The sequence below is a fragment of the Paenibacillus sp. ACRSA genome (assembly GCF_022346845.1).
Classification (GTDB): Bacteria; Bacillota; Bacilli; order Paenibacillales; family Paenibacillaceae; genus Paenibacillus.
On sequence record NZ_JAKRNP010000009.1, the window covers coordinates 133,943 to 149,371 of the forward strand.

Genomic DNA, 15,429 nt, shown 5'->3' on the forward strand with positions numbered 1-15,429 from the left:
TGTTTTGTAGTTTAGTTGGGCTTCAGAAGAATTCTTAGAAGATCCCTCTGTTCACGTTTCTAAGAACCAATCTGTTAGTTGTATAGCTTCATTCTTGTAAACGTAAAGAGTTCAATATAACCGATACGGAGCTGAAGGCCATTGCAGCAGCCAACCAAGGCAGCAAGAAACCAAGGGCTACTATCGAAATACCAATGACATTATACGCAAGTGCCCAGAACAGATTTTGCTTGATATTTCGCATCGTTCTTCGGCTAAGATCGCTGGCATCCGCTATACCGTTCAAATCCCCTCGCATCAGGGTTACACTCGGTGTTTATTTTGGTTAGGTCGGGTCATGAAATTCATAAACCTACCCAAAATCAAAAAAAGCAACTAATCACGTAAATCAGCTGCCTCTTTGGACTAAACTGTAATCTCATAATTTGATTGACCTGATATAATCATAACTTTAAATCGTTAGCAACTCTTATCTACCGCTTCTATTATTTTATAACAAAGTATTGCCATTTCTGCACCAGACTCTTTTGCACCGCTTCTTATCCAATTAGCGGCTACACTGTAGATAGCTCCGCTCCAGAAACAAGTAGCGTAGTGGATCAGTACGGAGTCTTCCTTAGATCGATTTAACTGAGTTTCTTGCAATTTACGAAGAACAATATCGGCCATATTAACTTTCAAGATAATTTGTAAGCAGTCTATATGTTGTTCTAAAGTTTGAAATAAAGCTAACCAATAATCATATGAATTCTGAATGGGATGATGCAGATTCATTGCATCTACGATCTTATGAATAATCTCCATCAGCGTACTTTGAAGAATATCTTCTTTAGAGCTGTAATTACGGTAATAGGCAGTGCGTGAAACCCCAGCACGTTTTACAATGCCAGTAATCGTTATTTCCTCAAATGCATGATCCTTCATGAGCAATACCAAAGCAGCTTCAATACTTGATTTTGTGATCCGATTGGACTCCTCATTAGACAGTCTGAGCCCCTCCGTACGTTGTAAATCGATATTTACTTCCTCTGACATTACAATCCCCCTTTCTTTGTTAAGCCCGTTCTCGTGTGTATTGATCCTATTTGATTCGATGTTACAATTGTAATGTCAGTTCGAATGTATATTATTACTTTTATTATGTCAATTGAATAGGAGATGAATTACATGAAAGCACTAATTCTTGAGAAACCAGGACAATTGAATGCGCTTACTGTTGTTACTAATCGGGAGATACCTGATCCAAAAGACAATGAGATCCGAGTAAAAGTCTATGGAGCGGGTCTAAACCCTTCGGACTACCAAGTGGCTGAGCATCCTGGTTTGGACTCTGAGAAGAAACGCGTACTAGGACTAGAAATTGCAGGAATTGTTGATGCCATTGGCAACAGCGTAGACAATTTCAGTATTGGAGACCGCGTGTATTATCTTCGAAGTATTGACAATCTCGATGGAGGATTTGCAGAGTACTCTGTAACTACAGCTCATACAGCAAGCAAACTTCCAGATGACGTACCATTCGAACTAGCCGCAGTAGTTCCGGCAGCCGGATACACGGCATATCAAGCAATTATACAGAAGCTTAAACCTCAATCTGGTGGTACGATATTGATCCATGGTGGTGCTGGAGGTGTTGGAGGATATGCAATTCAATTAGCAAAACTATGTGGATTAAAAGTGATTACCACTTGCTTAGGTAAGGATTTTGATTATGTACGTACTCTTGGAGCAGATGAGGTAATTGATTATACGCAAGAAAATATGTATGAATTAATCTCAAACATAACAAATGGTCGGGGTGTTGATTATATTTTAAATACAATCAGTCCTGATAGTGCGACAAAAGACCTTGAAGTGCTTGCCTTCGGAGGAGAACTGGTCGTAACCGCTGGTTTTCCTGATTTTAAGAAAATTCGCTTTTATGATAAAGGGATGTCGATACACGAGATAGCTCTTGGTGCATCTCATACACAAGGGGATTTCAAGGCACAGATCAATCTTGCGAAAATTGGAGATCACTTTAGTAAACTAATTTCTGAAGGAAAGATTGTCCCGCCACAAATTACATCAATCACTATAGATGATATCCCTGCCTACTTAAAAAAAATGAAAGAAGGTAAGGTAACAGGCAAAGTTGTAGCCATAATCAATCAGGTTAAGTAAAGGCTCTCCCTAACTCCCTTGTTTATGCTTAATGTTTAGATATACATCTAATCGTTATATGGACTATGTTCTTGTCCATTACGGCAATCGGTACAAGTTCTTGTCCTTAGCTTGGGACAAGAACTTGTACCGATAACATAAAAAAGCCGCTAAATTAGCGACTTCTTGGGAACATATTCTTATCCCCCGACAACAATATATCCCCTCTCTATTGGTAATCTGTCCTAGTTGTGTTCTTTAAAGAGCATCATTCTCTTGCTTAGCCAGTTCTCTAATTCTGATAAGTAATCAAAGTCTTCAATTTTCTCCCTCAATTCCGACTATACCCACTGGGATTTATGAATACCGCACTCATATTGAAGGCTGTTATCAATTTATCAGCAAAGTCATCGCAACGACTGGACAAACTTATATCATATCAAGTAGGAATACCATATGATATGGTATTCTGAGTTTAAAAACAAATTATATGAATGTGAATGACAAGCATCATAATTAAGATATAATACTTACACTTTACTGCCCATTTGTGAAACAAAACAAAAGCAGCTGATCACGTAACAGCACCCCATTTTAAAGACAAGACTCAGAAATGGAGGTACAGTTCCCATAATACGTGGAATCTCCCTTTTAGAGATAAAGTATTCTATAGGGGGTATGCCATTCCCTTGTCAACTTTCCGTAGCTGAGAATGCACCTGGTTTTTTGCAAGATTGAACAGCCCATTTTTTACAAAAACCGGGCTGTTCTAAGAAGGAATAATTTTCTCATAGTGAAGGCCAACCCGGTTTTAACTACAGCTGATAGAAATATAATTATTCCTTATTTCCAATATCTTTCAAGAATTTCAGGACAGCTTCGCTCATCTCTTTGTATTTGGTCCAATGAAGATAATGATGACCTTTTAAGGGAAGGATTGTACTTGAAGTATGATCCGTAAGCTGGGTTTGTAAAAAGGTAAATTGAGATTTCCCATCCTCACTCACCCTGCCATCGTCTCTTGTAAAAAACAATACGGGCAGTTCTGATGGAAATGACATATGAGCAGTTTTTTTCACATTACTAACCAGCTCATTTGCTTCTTGAACTATATTACTGTTATAACCGTTCCATGCCGTCATGGCTTTGGTCATTGCTAAATTCTCATTCGAGTAAGCACCCTCACTCGCAAGAGGAAGATAAGCACTATCATCCAAAGATGTAGCTAGTCTAGCTAATCCGGTGGGAGCCGCATATCTCATAATACCCGGCATGGACGGAGGGGTTTCATTGAAGTAAGCAAGGGCCGCTGGCAAAGTCGCGTCTATTCCTACTATTGCTTTAACCTCATCAGGAAACTCATGAGCATAGTACATGCTGTAAATTCCGGAAATCGAATGTGGCATTAACACATAGGGCCCTTTAATATTTAATTGCTTCAGTGCACTCCTTAGTTCCCCAACGATGTGCTCCACCGTTCTTTTCTTATCCGTCCTATCACTCCAGCCATATCCGAATGGCTCCAGAACGACAACTCTGTTATGTTTGGACATTTCATTAATTAAAGGCTCAAAATCCAGCACAGGTGAGGCTGTACCCAGGCCGCTTAACAATACAATAGTGTTGGATCCGTTACCCTTTGTATAGACATGCATCCGTTTATTTTCAATTTGGATATACTGCCCTATTGCCGGGTATTTATGCTGTTCTACCAGCTTCATGACATGATGAAAACCAATCCAAATGAATACAGCGGACAAAATGAATAGAAGCAGTCTCTTGAGAATGATTAAAATCTTATTTTTCTTTTTGACGATCACTTAGTTACTTGGCTCCTTTCCATTCTTTTCAGCGTTGACCAATTTAGAGCCTCTTAGTTACATTTAACCTTTCTTACTCTTGGAATACAGCTTCCCTAAAAAAATGTTATTTTCCGGCTCAACTCCCCTTTTTCTATTTGTAATTAAATACGGCAGCTTTAACACGCTAGTCTTCCTAACATCTGCAGTTTCAATCATTAATTTGTTGATCTCCTTGGAACCTATTATAAGGCTCCAAGTTTATGGTGAAGTAGGGGCTAAGTTTAAGTTTAGCTTAAATTTTTTGTGGTGCCCTATTAGGTATACGCTTAATCGACAATAGGAATAGGAACATGTTCTTGTCCAATACGGTAATCGGTACAAGTTCTTGAACCAGGCCAAGGACAAGAACTTGTAGTGATAAAATAAAAAGAGCCGCTAAAATAGCGACTTGAATGGTATTTTATTTCTTTTCGGCGTGATCCATGTTATTTACCTTCCTTCAAGAATTGCTCAATTCGAGCTTGAATTGAATCACGAACCTCAGCGAATGTAGCTGTGATCTCTTCCTCTGTACCTGTCGCTTTGGCTGGATCATCGAAGCCCCAGTGCCATCTTTCTGCTTTGTCATTACGTACAACTGGGCAATTATCGTTGGCATGACCACAAAGCGTAATGATGTAGTCTGCTTGTTTTAAAATCTCAGGATCAATAACATCTGATGTATGATTCGAAATATCAATGCCAGCTTCATTCATCGTTTGAATAGCTCGAGGATTTAAGCCATGTGCCTCTAATCCAGCACTTCTCACCTCATATTTGTCACCACCAAGCGCCTTTAAAAATCCATCGGCGATTTGGCTTCTACAAGAGTTTCCTGTACACAAAAAGTAAATAAGTGGTTTGTTGTTCATGATTATTGATCTCCTTTATCTTTCGTTTGGTTTACTTGTACTTTGGCTTCGCCAATTTTTGAGTTAATTAACGTTTTCATGACCATAGCGATAATAACTAATGCTACTGTGATTACGGCAATCAACAACCAAACGTTTATGTTGGTTGAATGAATCAGGTGTAGCCACAGATACAGTCCGGTTAACGTGATAAATAGCGTTGGGATGGTGAGCACAATTCCAATTTTGAAATAACTTCCCCACGTGATTTTCACATCTTTGCGGGACAGTACATGTAGCCATAAAAGTGTGGCGAGCGATCCAATCGGTGTAATTTTTGGACCCAAGTCACTCCCGATAATATTGGCATAAATCAGCGATTCCCGAATGACACCTTGCGTGCTGGTTCCATCAATAGCAAGCGCATCAATCATCACCGTCGGCATATTGTTCATTACCGAAGACAATACTGCAGCTAGAAAGCCCATGCCAAGTGTGGAGATGTAGAGCCCCTGGTCGGCAATAGCTTGAATGACCTTCCCCAGTTCATCTGTCAATCCGACATTTCGTAGTCCATAAACGACGACATACATACCGATAGAGAAAATCACGACTGCCCATGGAGCCCCTTTAATAAGCTTCCAGGTTTGAATAGCGTGACTCCGCCTTGCAGCTAAGATAAACAAGAGGGCTATAACCCCAGCGATAACAGACACCGGAACTTGAATGAACTCGCTCATCAAGTACGCAATCAGTAGTACGACTAAGATCACCCAAGATATGTTGAACAATTTCTTATCCTTGATCGCTTCGGCTGGCTTTTTGAGCTGACTGACTTCGTAGTTGCCTGGAATACTCTTTCTAAAGAACAAGAACAGGACCAGAAGACTTGCCAATATTGAAAAGAAATTCGGAACAATCATACGACTTGCATACTCAACAAAGCCAATACCAAAGTAATCGGCGGAAACGATATTGACGAGGTTACTCACGACAAGCGGAAGTGAAGTTGTATCTGCAATAAAGCCACTTGCGATGATAAAAGGTAAAATCATCTTTTGATCAAATTTGAGCGCTCGGACCATAGCAAGCACAATGGGCGTTAAGATCAGTGCGGCACCGTCATTTGCAAAGAACGCTGCAACCCCTGCCCCAAGCGACACAACATAAACGAACATCAGTTTACCATTACCTCTTGCGAGCCTTGCCATGTGTAGTGCAGCCCATTCAAAAAATCCGATTTCATCTAAAATCAGTGAAATTAAAATAATAGCTACAAAAGCAAGCGTGGCGTTCCATACGATTCCTGTGACTGTACCTACATCGGATAGACTGACGACTCCAAAAAGAAGAGCAAGGACAGCTCCAGCTGAAGCCGACCATCCAATATTAAGCCCCTTAGGTTGCCAAATCACAAAAGTCAGTGTAAGCAAAAAGATTAATATCGCGATCAGAGTCATGCTTCCTCCTGAGGGCCGCAGCAGTTTTTCAATCCTGCTATTTTATCCTTCATGGACGGCAGATAAGGATACACACACTGAACATATGCTTCTGCATCTGGATTGAGAGAATAGTACACCCACTGCCCTTTTTTCTTTTCATTAAGGAGACCGGCTGCCTTTAGTTTTCGAAGATGCTGACTGGCGTTTGGTTGTGACATGCCAATAATGCCTGTGATATCGCATACACAAAGTTCCCGTTCCTGAAGTAGCGCAATGATGGTCAAACGTGTTTTATCAGCTAATAACTTATACGCCTCAGCCATCTCCTGAATTCTTTGCTCCATATGTACCCCCCTGTGGATTAGTCTTGTCGGCTTCATTTAATGATATAAGCATATAATAAGTCACTTATATAAGCAATGACGAATATAATAAAGTTTAGTGCACCAAAAAAACAGAATGATCAAGTGGTCGGATGGGCTTCTATCAATCCATATAATGCTAGAAGCGCGTATGACGGTGTAGGTGACCTCTCCATTTATATTCATCGTGATCATCGCGGTAAAGGGGTCGGAAAACAGTTACTTCAGAAATTAGAGGAAATTGGTAAGCAGAATAACTTTCATAAGTTTGTTCTTTTCACCTTTCCATTTAATACGCTTGGTCAGAGCCTATATCATAATGCTGGATACCGAGAAGTAGGTGTATTTCAAAATCAAGGCTTTCTGGAAGGAAACTTTGTAGATGTGATGGCTATGGAAAAATTATTATAGGTATCTATGGTTCACGAACGATACATTAAACTAACTGCCCGTTAGCTTAAGGAAACCGGCAAAGAATCTTATCATCATATGTACAATGACACAATGATCTTGTCCTTTTCGCTTATCTTTTTGCCCTTTGCGTCATATTCCCTCCGCTAATGTACATTGATTATTTATTAAACTATATAATAAGTGCTGCTACGGAGTATTTGGTCATCTTTAGCATATTCTAAATTATAATTGGTGTATTTTTTCTGCAATAGGTGGCCATTGAATACGTTTTTTTCTGTCGGAGAAGTATAAGAACTTGTACCTATTCCTGTTTGCTTAGAATCCTCCTTATTAGGCCGCCTACTACCATAACCGAATCTTCTATGCTTACAAAAGTGTACTCGGAAGACTTATCTGGTTATGATAATTGAAGATTGCGATGGCTTGCGATCTTTCTTACTAAGAGAAGTCCATCATGACAGGTATTTGTACAGGATATCTTTCATTGGCTCGTCTTCACCACCTTCTCCGCTTTTGCTTTCCCCATCCATTTTCTTACGCCTAAAGCCCTATGTAAACGTTCCACGTCATAGGCTCCAGTCCATTTATGCAAATGTTGGATATCTATATATAGGCAGCTGCATAGAGTGTAAGTAGACATTTCACCAAAGAAGGAGAATGAGTATGTATCATAAATTATTTCATCAAAATCAATGGCATAATCCAATGCCTAACATCCAGAAGGGCCTCACCCCTCCGTATTGCAATGAAAATGTAAACCTTAGTCACCCTGGCGGAAATATAAAATTAAGAGATTATGGACAACAACCACTTGTAATCAATATGGATCAAGCCGCAAAGTATAATCAAAATTATCGTACAACTCTATGGACAGGAGAGCATTTTCAAGTGACTCTGATGAGTATCGGTGTTGGCGAAGATATCGGTCTGGAAGTCCACCCGACAACCGATCAATTCATACGGATTGAAGAAGGTCAGGGACTTGTGCAAATGGGAGACGAGAAAGACAAATTGAATTTTCAAACGATGGCCTGTGAGGATTATGCTGTTATGGTGCCTGCAGGAAAATGGCACAATATCACCAACACAGGCAGTATACCACTTAAAGTTTATGTGATCTATGCGCCGCCTGAGCATTCTTATGGGACAGTTCATGAAACAAAAGCCATTGCCATGTCTTCTGAAAGTTAGTTGATCGTATTCTAATGTAATACAAATTTTAATTCAAAAGCCTGATTTCTCTTCATTCGTGTTGAGAAAAATCAGGCTATTTCTTAATTTAATTACTTATCGAGGTATCGATACAGGGTTGTTTTGCTAATACCTGTTTCTTCACGAATCTCAGCAAGACTGTACTCTTTACTTTCATACATCTTCAGTTGTGAATTCCCGTTCGAGAGCCCCAGGCATAATGCTCATTTCTGTACGCCAATAATTACTTACCCGAAATGACACAATGTTATTATCCCCCATTTGAAGATTGACGTTGTTCTTCCCTCCATTTTATCCAGGTAACGCCCAACCTCCTCTTGATGCAGATTCATTTGTATTTTTACTTTGTCTCTCGCTTAGCTTTGAAAGCATATCCTTCGTCATGGCCTTCAAGTCGTAGCGGGCATGAAATCCCCATTCTGTTTTTGCTGACGTCGCATCAATGGAATGCGGCCAGCTATCGGCTATCGCCTGTCTCTTCGGATCAACGTCGTAATCTAGGATAAAGCCGGGAGACTCCTCCCGAATTGCTGCAGCGATCGCCTCCGGATCCACGCTCATTGCGGTGACATTAAATGAGTTTCGGTGCATCAACCGGAATGAATCCGCTTCCATTAAATCGATGATTGCGTTCAGGGCATCCGGCATATACATCATGTCCATGTTTGAGTCTTTGGCAATATAAGATGTATACCGGCCAGACGTCACGGCTGCGTAATAAATTTCTACCGCGTAATCCGTCGTGCCTCCGCCGGGAGGTGTCATGTAAGATATCAAACCTGGGAATCGCAACCCCCTAGTATCCAGGCCGTACTTGTGAAAATAATAATCACAAAGCAGTTCGCCGGACACTTTGTTCACGCCGTACATCGTATTGGGTCTCTGAATCGTATCCTGCGGAGTATTATATTTTGGAGTCGTTGGGCCAAAAGATCCAATGGAGCTTGGAGTGAACAATTGGCAACCGAGCTCTCTGGATATTTCAAGTGCATTCATCAATCCGCCCATATTCAAATTCCAGGCAAACAGGGGTTTCTCCTCTGCCGTAGCCGACAACAGCGCAGCTAAATGGATGATGGTATCAACTTCATACCGCTTGGCGATTTCAAACATTGCCTTATCATTCGTCACGTCCAGCAGCTCGAATGGCCCTGATCGGGTAATTTCGTGGGCTGATGACCTGAGATCCGTAGCAACGACGTGATCCGCACCATAAATTTCACGTAATTTAACAACTAACTCAGAACCGATTTGGCCTAGTGCTCCGGTTACCAAGATCTTGTTCATAAGACATTCCTCCCGAAATGTACTCCCGCGGATGCAGCTAAATCAGCTTCATTTCCTTGCCAACTTTCTCATAAACAGAGATCACCTGGTCGAGCATCTCCTTAGTATGGGCAGCTGTCGGCATGTTGCGTATTCTTCCAGTTCCTTTCGGAACCGTAGGAAATACGATTGCCTTGGCATAAACGCCTTCTTCATAGAGCCGTTTGCTGAACTGTTGGGTGGTTACTTCATCGCCAATAATACAAGGTGTGATCGGAGTTTCACTTTGGCCTACATCGTATCCAAGCCGGCTCAAGCGAACTTTCAAATGATTGCTATTCTCCCACAGCTTATCAATCAGCTCTTTGTCATTCATCAAAATGTCGATAGAAGCGCTACAAGAAGCGATTGCAGCCGGAGGTAGAGATGTCGAGAACAGAAACGGACGGCTTCTCAGCTTCAACCATTCGATTAATTGTTTTTTACCGGCCACATAACCACCGACAACGCCGATCGCCTTGGAAAGAGTACCAATTTGAAAGTCAATGCGGTCGGACAAATCAAAATGTTTCACGGTTCCCGCTCCTGCTCCGAGAACGCCCGAACCGTGGGCATCATCGACATAAGTAATTAGATCGAATTCTTCTGCTATTTTCACGATTTCGGGTAGCTTTGCTATATCACCATCCATGGAGAAAACCCCGTCGGTGATGACCATAATTTTGTGGTACTGACCTGATTCCTTGGCCTTTTTCGCCTGCTGTCTTAAATCATTCATATCCGAATGCTTAAAACGAATCACCTTGGCTCTCGACAGGCGACAGCCATCAATAATTGAAGCGTGGTTCAGCTCATCGGATAAAATCGCATCATGCTGATCCATTACCGCGGATATAGCAGCCATATTACAGTTAAATCCCGATTGATACACGATAACGGCTTCCGTTTTTTTGAAACGAGCCAGTTTTTCTTCAAGCTCAATGTGAAGTTCCATCGTACCATTAATTGTTCTTACAGCCCCTGCCCCTGCCCCGTATGTCTGCGCCCCCTTAACTGAAGCATCAATCAGGCGGTAATCTGTTGCCAAGCCCAAATAGTTATTAGAAGACAAATTGATTAGGGACTTTCCGTCCATACGAATAACAGGACCATTTGCACCCTGCAGTGTATCGATGAAGTTATATAGCCCTTTATTCTTTAGATCTTCGATGTTCGAACTTAAAAATTGGTTCAATACTTGACTTGACACTTGATTACCTCCTCGATATAGTTTGTCCTCATACAGGAGACATTCTATTCTTCAAGAAAACCTTGTTACAAAGGGGTTTATACTAATTTCAATGTAGCACTTTTTTTATTATTTGTACACATATGGAGGACAAAAAACCAAAAAATAGGCAAATATACATCGTGATTATTCCCCCATCCCGGAAGCAATCGCTATTAAATTTTTGCTTATATCTTTTGCTATTCGCTACCGTGCCCAACGCAATGAGATGAGTCGTATGGGAATGCTTGCCGAAGTTATGCTCGCCTCACCACTTAGATATCTGTCTAATCAGTAATGGGAACAAGTTATTTACAAGTTCTTGTCCCTCGACATTTACTCATCTCTTACAAGATGAAAATGGAAGTATATCGTAACGCAACATGGCCGTTAGTGAGCAAAAGCAGCTGATCACTTAGATCAGCTGCTTTCTTGGTTTTATTACGTTATCGTTTCCCCGTTTAGAAATCTATTATATGTTGTTGCTAATAGACTTCATTTACCGTTCCCCCATTGTGCAAGAATAGTATCATATTCTTTATTCGTTATTGGCAAAATGCTCCCATGCCGTTTCTTTAATGATCCAAATGAATATTGTTCAGGATGAAGCTTCTGCCAACTTGCCCCGGAGGTATCATCAATCTGAGATGTGAGAATAGGAAGATATCCGCCATTACTACTATATTGATCTACAAACAACCCCCACTTTTCCTCATTATTGAATTTAAAGAACGCAGGCCCTTCCACATCATTCCCAGTCAACCCAAGCCCTAAGGAATCAAGTGTAGCAATATGCTTCCAATCCCCATTTAAACGCTTACAGGATTCAATCGTTATATGTCCATCTCCAGATGCCCGATAGTACATATCATCTGCTCTTATAATACTTGTATCAATAATTGTCCCCCGCTCACCTCTCGTAATATAAAGTTCTGCCTGTGTAAAGGTGCGGAAATCTTTCGTCCTGCTGGCATAGATATGCATACCTTGGGGTTGTTTTTCTTTCGACAATGTGCTGGAAGCCCAAAACACCAAATAATTCCCTTCTTCTTCATCATAGATGGCTTCGGGTGCCCAAACACAGCCAGCCTCTCTAGGTGCAACTTCAACACTTCGAGGTTCTGACCAATTTACCAGATCGGTAGACTCCCAAATCAGCAACGCATGACTCCCGTTAACAGTTGGCTGTGATCTTTCCCAACCACCGCGATGATAGATACTAAGATCAGTAGCTATTAAATAAAACAAGTTGTGATCGACGCCACGAAGTAAAAAAGGATCACGACCCCCTTTTTCCCCTATATCCGAGCGGAGAACAGGTTGGTTTTGATTCAGGTCTTGCCAGTGCAGGCCATCTTTGCTCAAAGCAAAATAAACCTGCTCACCATCTTCCTGATCCCCAATAAAATGAGCAAAAACATAACCATACAATGATAAATTTGAACTCATGTTCCTTCCTCCTTCAAATTCTATTCATTACACATGACACAAAATCAGCGCCTATAACAGACGCTGATTTTTTAGTATAAATTGTGTTTATTTGGGATAAACCTTTTACTGAACTTCTCTAAATGTTGCATCTGCCTTTGAAGTTGTATCGTTAATAGAATCAATTCTCAATTGATAGTTGGAATGCCTTAGATATCGATCTGGAACATTGTAAGATTGGTATGAAGCAAGAGCTGGATCAGCAAGTCCAGGAACTCTCATGAACGAAGCATCGCGGTTAAACGCAGTCGTCCCATCTGATTGTACTAACACAAGTTTATAATTACTATGCTTTAAGTAATACCCGGGGAAATTGGTTGATTCAAATGAAATCGTTCCCCCACCTGCGAGCCCTGGTACAATCTTGAATTTTGAATCGTCTAGAGGTGACACATTTTGATCAATTCGTGCTTGGAAGTTCGCGTGTCTTAGAAACCTTCCAGGAAAATTATACGATTCAATTCGCTTGATTTCACGGCCAGCTCCGCTTGCATCCCGAAACGCGTCCATAGCTGGTGTCCACTGTCCATTGGTATCTCTTGCTCCCATATCATAGCCGCCTTCTGGCCCTGGAGGTAAAGTTTCTGGAGCCCAATAGAACACCCCGGAATCATTGCCCCCGATACGTTTCATCAAATTGATCCAACTATCAATCGTTCGTTTGGTTTGAGTACCTCGATCCCATCTTCCACCCACTTCAGCCATCATTACTGGCTTATTGTACTTATTATGCAAATATTCAGCTCTCTCTCCTACGAATTGAATATCATTAATACCAGCGTAAGATGAAAATCCTATTAAATCGGTTTTTCCACCATTATTGAAGAATGGGTCAAGAAAAGATTCCAGATCCCGTTGGGGGCCTGCTAGATGTATCATGGTAACACTTGATGGGGATACCGCTTTCACTGCATCATATCCTGCGTTAAATAACCCCACCATCTGGACTGGATTTCTGAGACTACCTTGCCATCCAACGATACCAGAGTTTGTTTCATTGCCGATCTGAACCCATTTAGGAATAATACCCTCATTTGTTAGTGCAGTCATATAATTAAACGTATAATCGTACAACGTGGTCTTCATATCTTCATAACTTAGATTTTGCCAAGCAACGGGTGCTACTTGACGTCCCACACTATTCCATGTATCCCCATAATGAAAATCAATCATAATATCCATGCCTTTAGCATGCGCGCGCTTAGCTAATGCAATACTCCCTTCTTGATCTGCATAACGATCAACATCGTTTGGATTTACCCAAGTTCGAATGCGAACAGCGTTAATTCCGAATTCTTCTTGGAGAATATCAATCAGATCACCTTCCGTACCATCTTTATAGAAGAATTTATCTCCTTGTGCTTCAAGTAATGGCAATATGCTAATATCTGCTCCATAAGCAAACGTACGATCCTCTGTTTCTGCATGAATTGAGTTAGATTGTAATAGAGTGAAAAACAATGCAACAATTAACGTCACTGCACTAATCTTAGCCATGATTTTTTTCATAGTTCCTCCTATAATTTTATTATTTTGTAACTTAGGAGTTCCCTGCTAAAAAGTTGTCAATCTGTGACTGAATTTCTTCCTTAACCTTGTCAATTCCAGCTGCTTTAAGCTGATTAATCAAGTCTTGCTGTCCTTTATTCAAATCATTAATGATGCCATACCCCAATGGGAGATTATACCTCATCATCACATTACCGATATTTGCGATCTCATTTTTCACCTTTGTATCAACTAAAACGAAACTTTCCAGCGGATAATGATATAAATTGGATTGACTTGCCGCGATGATATCCAAGGCTTCTTGAGGTGTGTTCACATTCTCGCGATTAAGATGCGAGTTCCAGCCCCATACGGAGTATCCAGGATATTGAGAGGATCTTGGCCCTGCCGAATATTTGTCTTCACCCTCAGGAATATAATGCTCTCCAGCAATACCGTACATGGCAAGGTCATGAATTTCCTTATCATTTTGTAATAAATCATTGAACATCAATGCACGTTCAGGATTTTTTGACGTAGAATGAATAGCTGTTCCATTTTGTGTAGAGATTGCTGCATTCACCTTGCTGTTTGGTGTAATATCAACAATCTTGAACTCCATATCTCTATTCTCTTGTTTCGCTTCAGCGATCTGTGCACCTAATGTCAATACGTTGTGATTACCTGCCGCTACTTTTCCAGCCTTCATTTCCTGCCATCCATCATTTTTATTATTCACAATATTTCTCGGCCAAGCTCCGTTGTCCGCTAGATCCTTATAGTACTCGAGAATTTCTTTATATTCAGGCGTTTCTGCGACATTAAATAACTTTCCGCTCAAGTCATCTAGTTTAAACGCAAGAGGTAATCCAGGATCAATAAGACGCCAATTGTTTTTTTGTAACAAGGTCTGATTATCCCATAAATTCCACATACCACCGTTGGCAGAAGCATTAAAGGGAATAATTCCTTGCTCATTCTTAGCAATCGTTTTTAAATAAATTGCAAGCGTATCTAAACTATTAACTTCCGGTAAGTTGTTCTTTTTCCGGAGATCTTCGCGAATCAAGGTGAATCCATCGGTCACTTCCACATGATTGTTGGGAACCATATAGAGTTTGCCCTCAACTTTTGCCTGATTCCAGCTAACTTTAGGCATGTTTTCCCATGTCTGAGGTGCATACTTTTGCAGCATCTCATCTGTTAATTCCAAAAAACCGCCCATCGTAGCCTGATTGGTATAGAAAGCCCAGTTCGCTGTATAAATTAAGTCAAAATCCTCATTAGCAGCAAATTTAAGGGGATACTTCTGTGCCCAGTCTGACCAATCCAAGAACTCAACACTGACGGTTGTGTTGATTTTTTCTTTCAACTTTTGATTTAGTTCAGTATAAACCTTTTCATAATCAACAGGTTTTGGTCCTAACATAATCATTTTTAATTGCACGGGTGTAGAAGAGTCATCGCCTACAGCAGGGCTTAATGAGGATTCTTTGTTGCCTCCTGACGAGCAGCCACTTAGTACGACTGTAAGCAATAATGCTATTGCCGAAATCATGACTAAGTATTTTCTTGTTAATATCATGTTTCTGTTGCCTCCCCTGAAATCAAGTGTTTTGGGATAAACATTGAAGTGAAGAATATTATCCCTATTCG

At 40.7% G+C, this 15,429-nt stretch carries 13 protein-coding genes and 2 pseudogenes; 3 read left to right on the forward strand and 12 right to left on the reverse strand.

Features of this window, described 5'->3' with window-relative positions:
* Positions 1-88 precede the first annotated feature (88 nt).
* Together MH215_RS22380 and MH215_RS22385 are read right to left on the reverse strand one after the other, a co-directional pair.
* Positions 89-316, reverse strand: a pseudogene (locus MH215_RS22380) (heavy metal translocating P-type ATPase); the annotation flags it as partial.
* Positions 317-459: 143 nt separating this feature from the next.
* Entirely contained in the window at positions 460-1,035 is a 576-nt protein-coding gene (locus MH215_RS22385) for a TetR/AcrR family transcriptional regulator (RefSeq protein ID WP_239293386.1), read from the reverse strand.
* Positions 1,036-1,167: 132 nt separating this feature from the next.
* Between MH215_RS22385 and MH215_RS22390 the strand changes: the two genes are divergently transcribed.
* Positions 1,168-2,163: a zinc-binding dehydrogenase gene (locus tag MH215_RS22390; RefSeq protein ID WP_239293387.1), complete on the forward strand. Its 996-nt coding sequence runs from the start codon at positions 1,168-1,170 to the stop codon at positions 2,161-2,163.
* 815 nt (positions 2,164-2,978) lie between these two features.
* Here MH215_RS22390 and MH215_RS22395 read toward each other — a convergent pair.
* The 4 genes from MH215_RS22395 to MH215_RS22410 all read right to left on the reverse strand — a co-directional run bounded on the left by MH215_RS22395 (position 2,979) and on the right by MH215_RS22410 (position 6,620).
* Complete coding sequence (locus MH215_RS22395; RefSeq protein WP_239293388.1) at positions 2,979-3,962, reverse strand: alpha/beta fold hydrolase; 984 nt, start codon at positions 3,960-3,962, stop codon at positions 2,979-2,981.
* 467 nt (positions 3,963-4,429) lie between these two features.
* Complete coding sequence (gene arsC, locus MH215_RS22400; protein WP_239293389.1) at positions 4,430-4,855, reverse strand: arsenate reductase (thioredoxin); 426 nt, start codon at positions 4,853-4,855, stop codon at positions 4,430-4,432.
* A gap of 2 nt (positions 4,856-4,857) precedes the next feature.
* Positions 4,858-6,294 (reverse strand): arsenic transporter, encoded by a 1,437-nt coding sequence (locus tag MH215_RS22405; RefSeq protein ID WP_239293390.1) that lies wholly within the window; start codon positions 6,292-6,294, stop codon positions 4,858-4,860.
* On the reverse strand, positions 6,291-6,620 hold the full coding sequence (locus tag MH215_RS22410) for an ArsR/SmtB family transcription factor (RefSeq protein WP_239293391.1): 330 nt from the start codon (positions 6,618-6,620) through the stop codon (positions 6,291-6,293). Before MH215_RS22410 ends, MH215_RS22405 begins: the two co-directional genes overlap by 4 nt.
* A 75-nt stretch (positions 6,621-6,695) precedes the next feature.
* On the opposite strand from MH215_RS22410, the gene MH215_RS22415 reads away from it, so the two are divergent.
* Positions 6,696-7,049 (forward strand): N-acetyltransferase family protein, encoded by a 354-nt coding sequence (locus MH215_RS22415; RefSeq protein ID WP_481857474.1) that lies wholly within the window; start codon positions 6,696-6,698, stop codon positions 7,047-7,049.
* A 666-nt stretch (positions 7,050-7,715) separates the two neighbouring features.
* Positions 7,716-8,243, forward strand: a complete 528-nt coding sequence (locus MH215_RS22420) for a cupin domain-containing protein (RefSeq protein ID WP_239293392.1) — start codon at positions 7,716-7,718, stop codon at positions 8,241-8,243.
* 92 nt (positions 8,244-8,335) lie between these two features.
* Here the strand turns inward: MH215_RS22420 and MH215_RS22425 are convergent.
* From MH215_RS22425 to MH215_RS22450, 6 genes and pseudogenes are all read right to left on the reverse strand, one after another.
* Positions 8,336-8,428, reverse strand: a pseudogene (locus MH215_RS22425) (helix-turn-helix domain-containing protein); the annotation flags it as partial.
* A 127-nt stretch (positions 8,429-8,555) separates the two neighbouring features.
* Positions 8,556-9,551, reverse strand: coding sequence for an L-threonine 3-dehydrogenase (locus MH215_RS22430; RefSeq protein WP_239293393.1), 996 nt, complete (start codon positions 9,549-9,551; stop codon positions 8,556-8,558).
* 37 nt (positions 9,552-9,588) lie between these two features.
* Positions 9,589-10,779, reverse strand: coding sequence for a glycine C-acetyltransferase (locus MH215_RS22435; protein ID WP_239293394.1), 1,191 nt, complete (start codon positions 10,777-10,779; stop codon positions 9,589-9,591).
* A gap of 513 nt (positions 10,780-11,292) precedes the next feature.
* Positions 11,293-12,246 carry a glycoside hydrolase family 43 protein gene (locus tag MH215_RS22440; protein WP_239293395.1) on the reverse strand — a complete coding sequence of 318 codons (954 nt, stop codon included), beginning with the start codon at positions 12,244-12,246 and terminating at the stop codon, positions 11,293-11,295.
* Between the two features lie 105 nt (positions 12,247-12,351).
* Complete coding sequence (locus tag MH215_RS22445) at positions 12,352-13,794, reverse strand: glycosyl hydrolase 53 family protein (RefSeq protein WP_239293396.1); 1,443 nt, start codon at positions 13,792-13,794, stop codon at positions 12,352-12,354.
* A gap of 31 nt (positions 13,795-13,825) precedes the next feature.
* The gene (locus tag MH215_RS22450) at positions 13,826-15,358 is read right to left on the reverse strand and encodes an extracellular solute-binding protein (RefSeq protein ID WP_239293397.1); all 1,533 of its coding nucleotides are present in this window, start codon (positions 15,356-15,358) and stop codon (positions 13,826-13,828) included.
* Positions 15,359-15,429 lie beyond the last annotated feature (71 nt).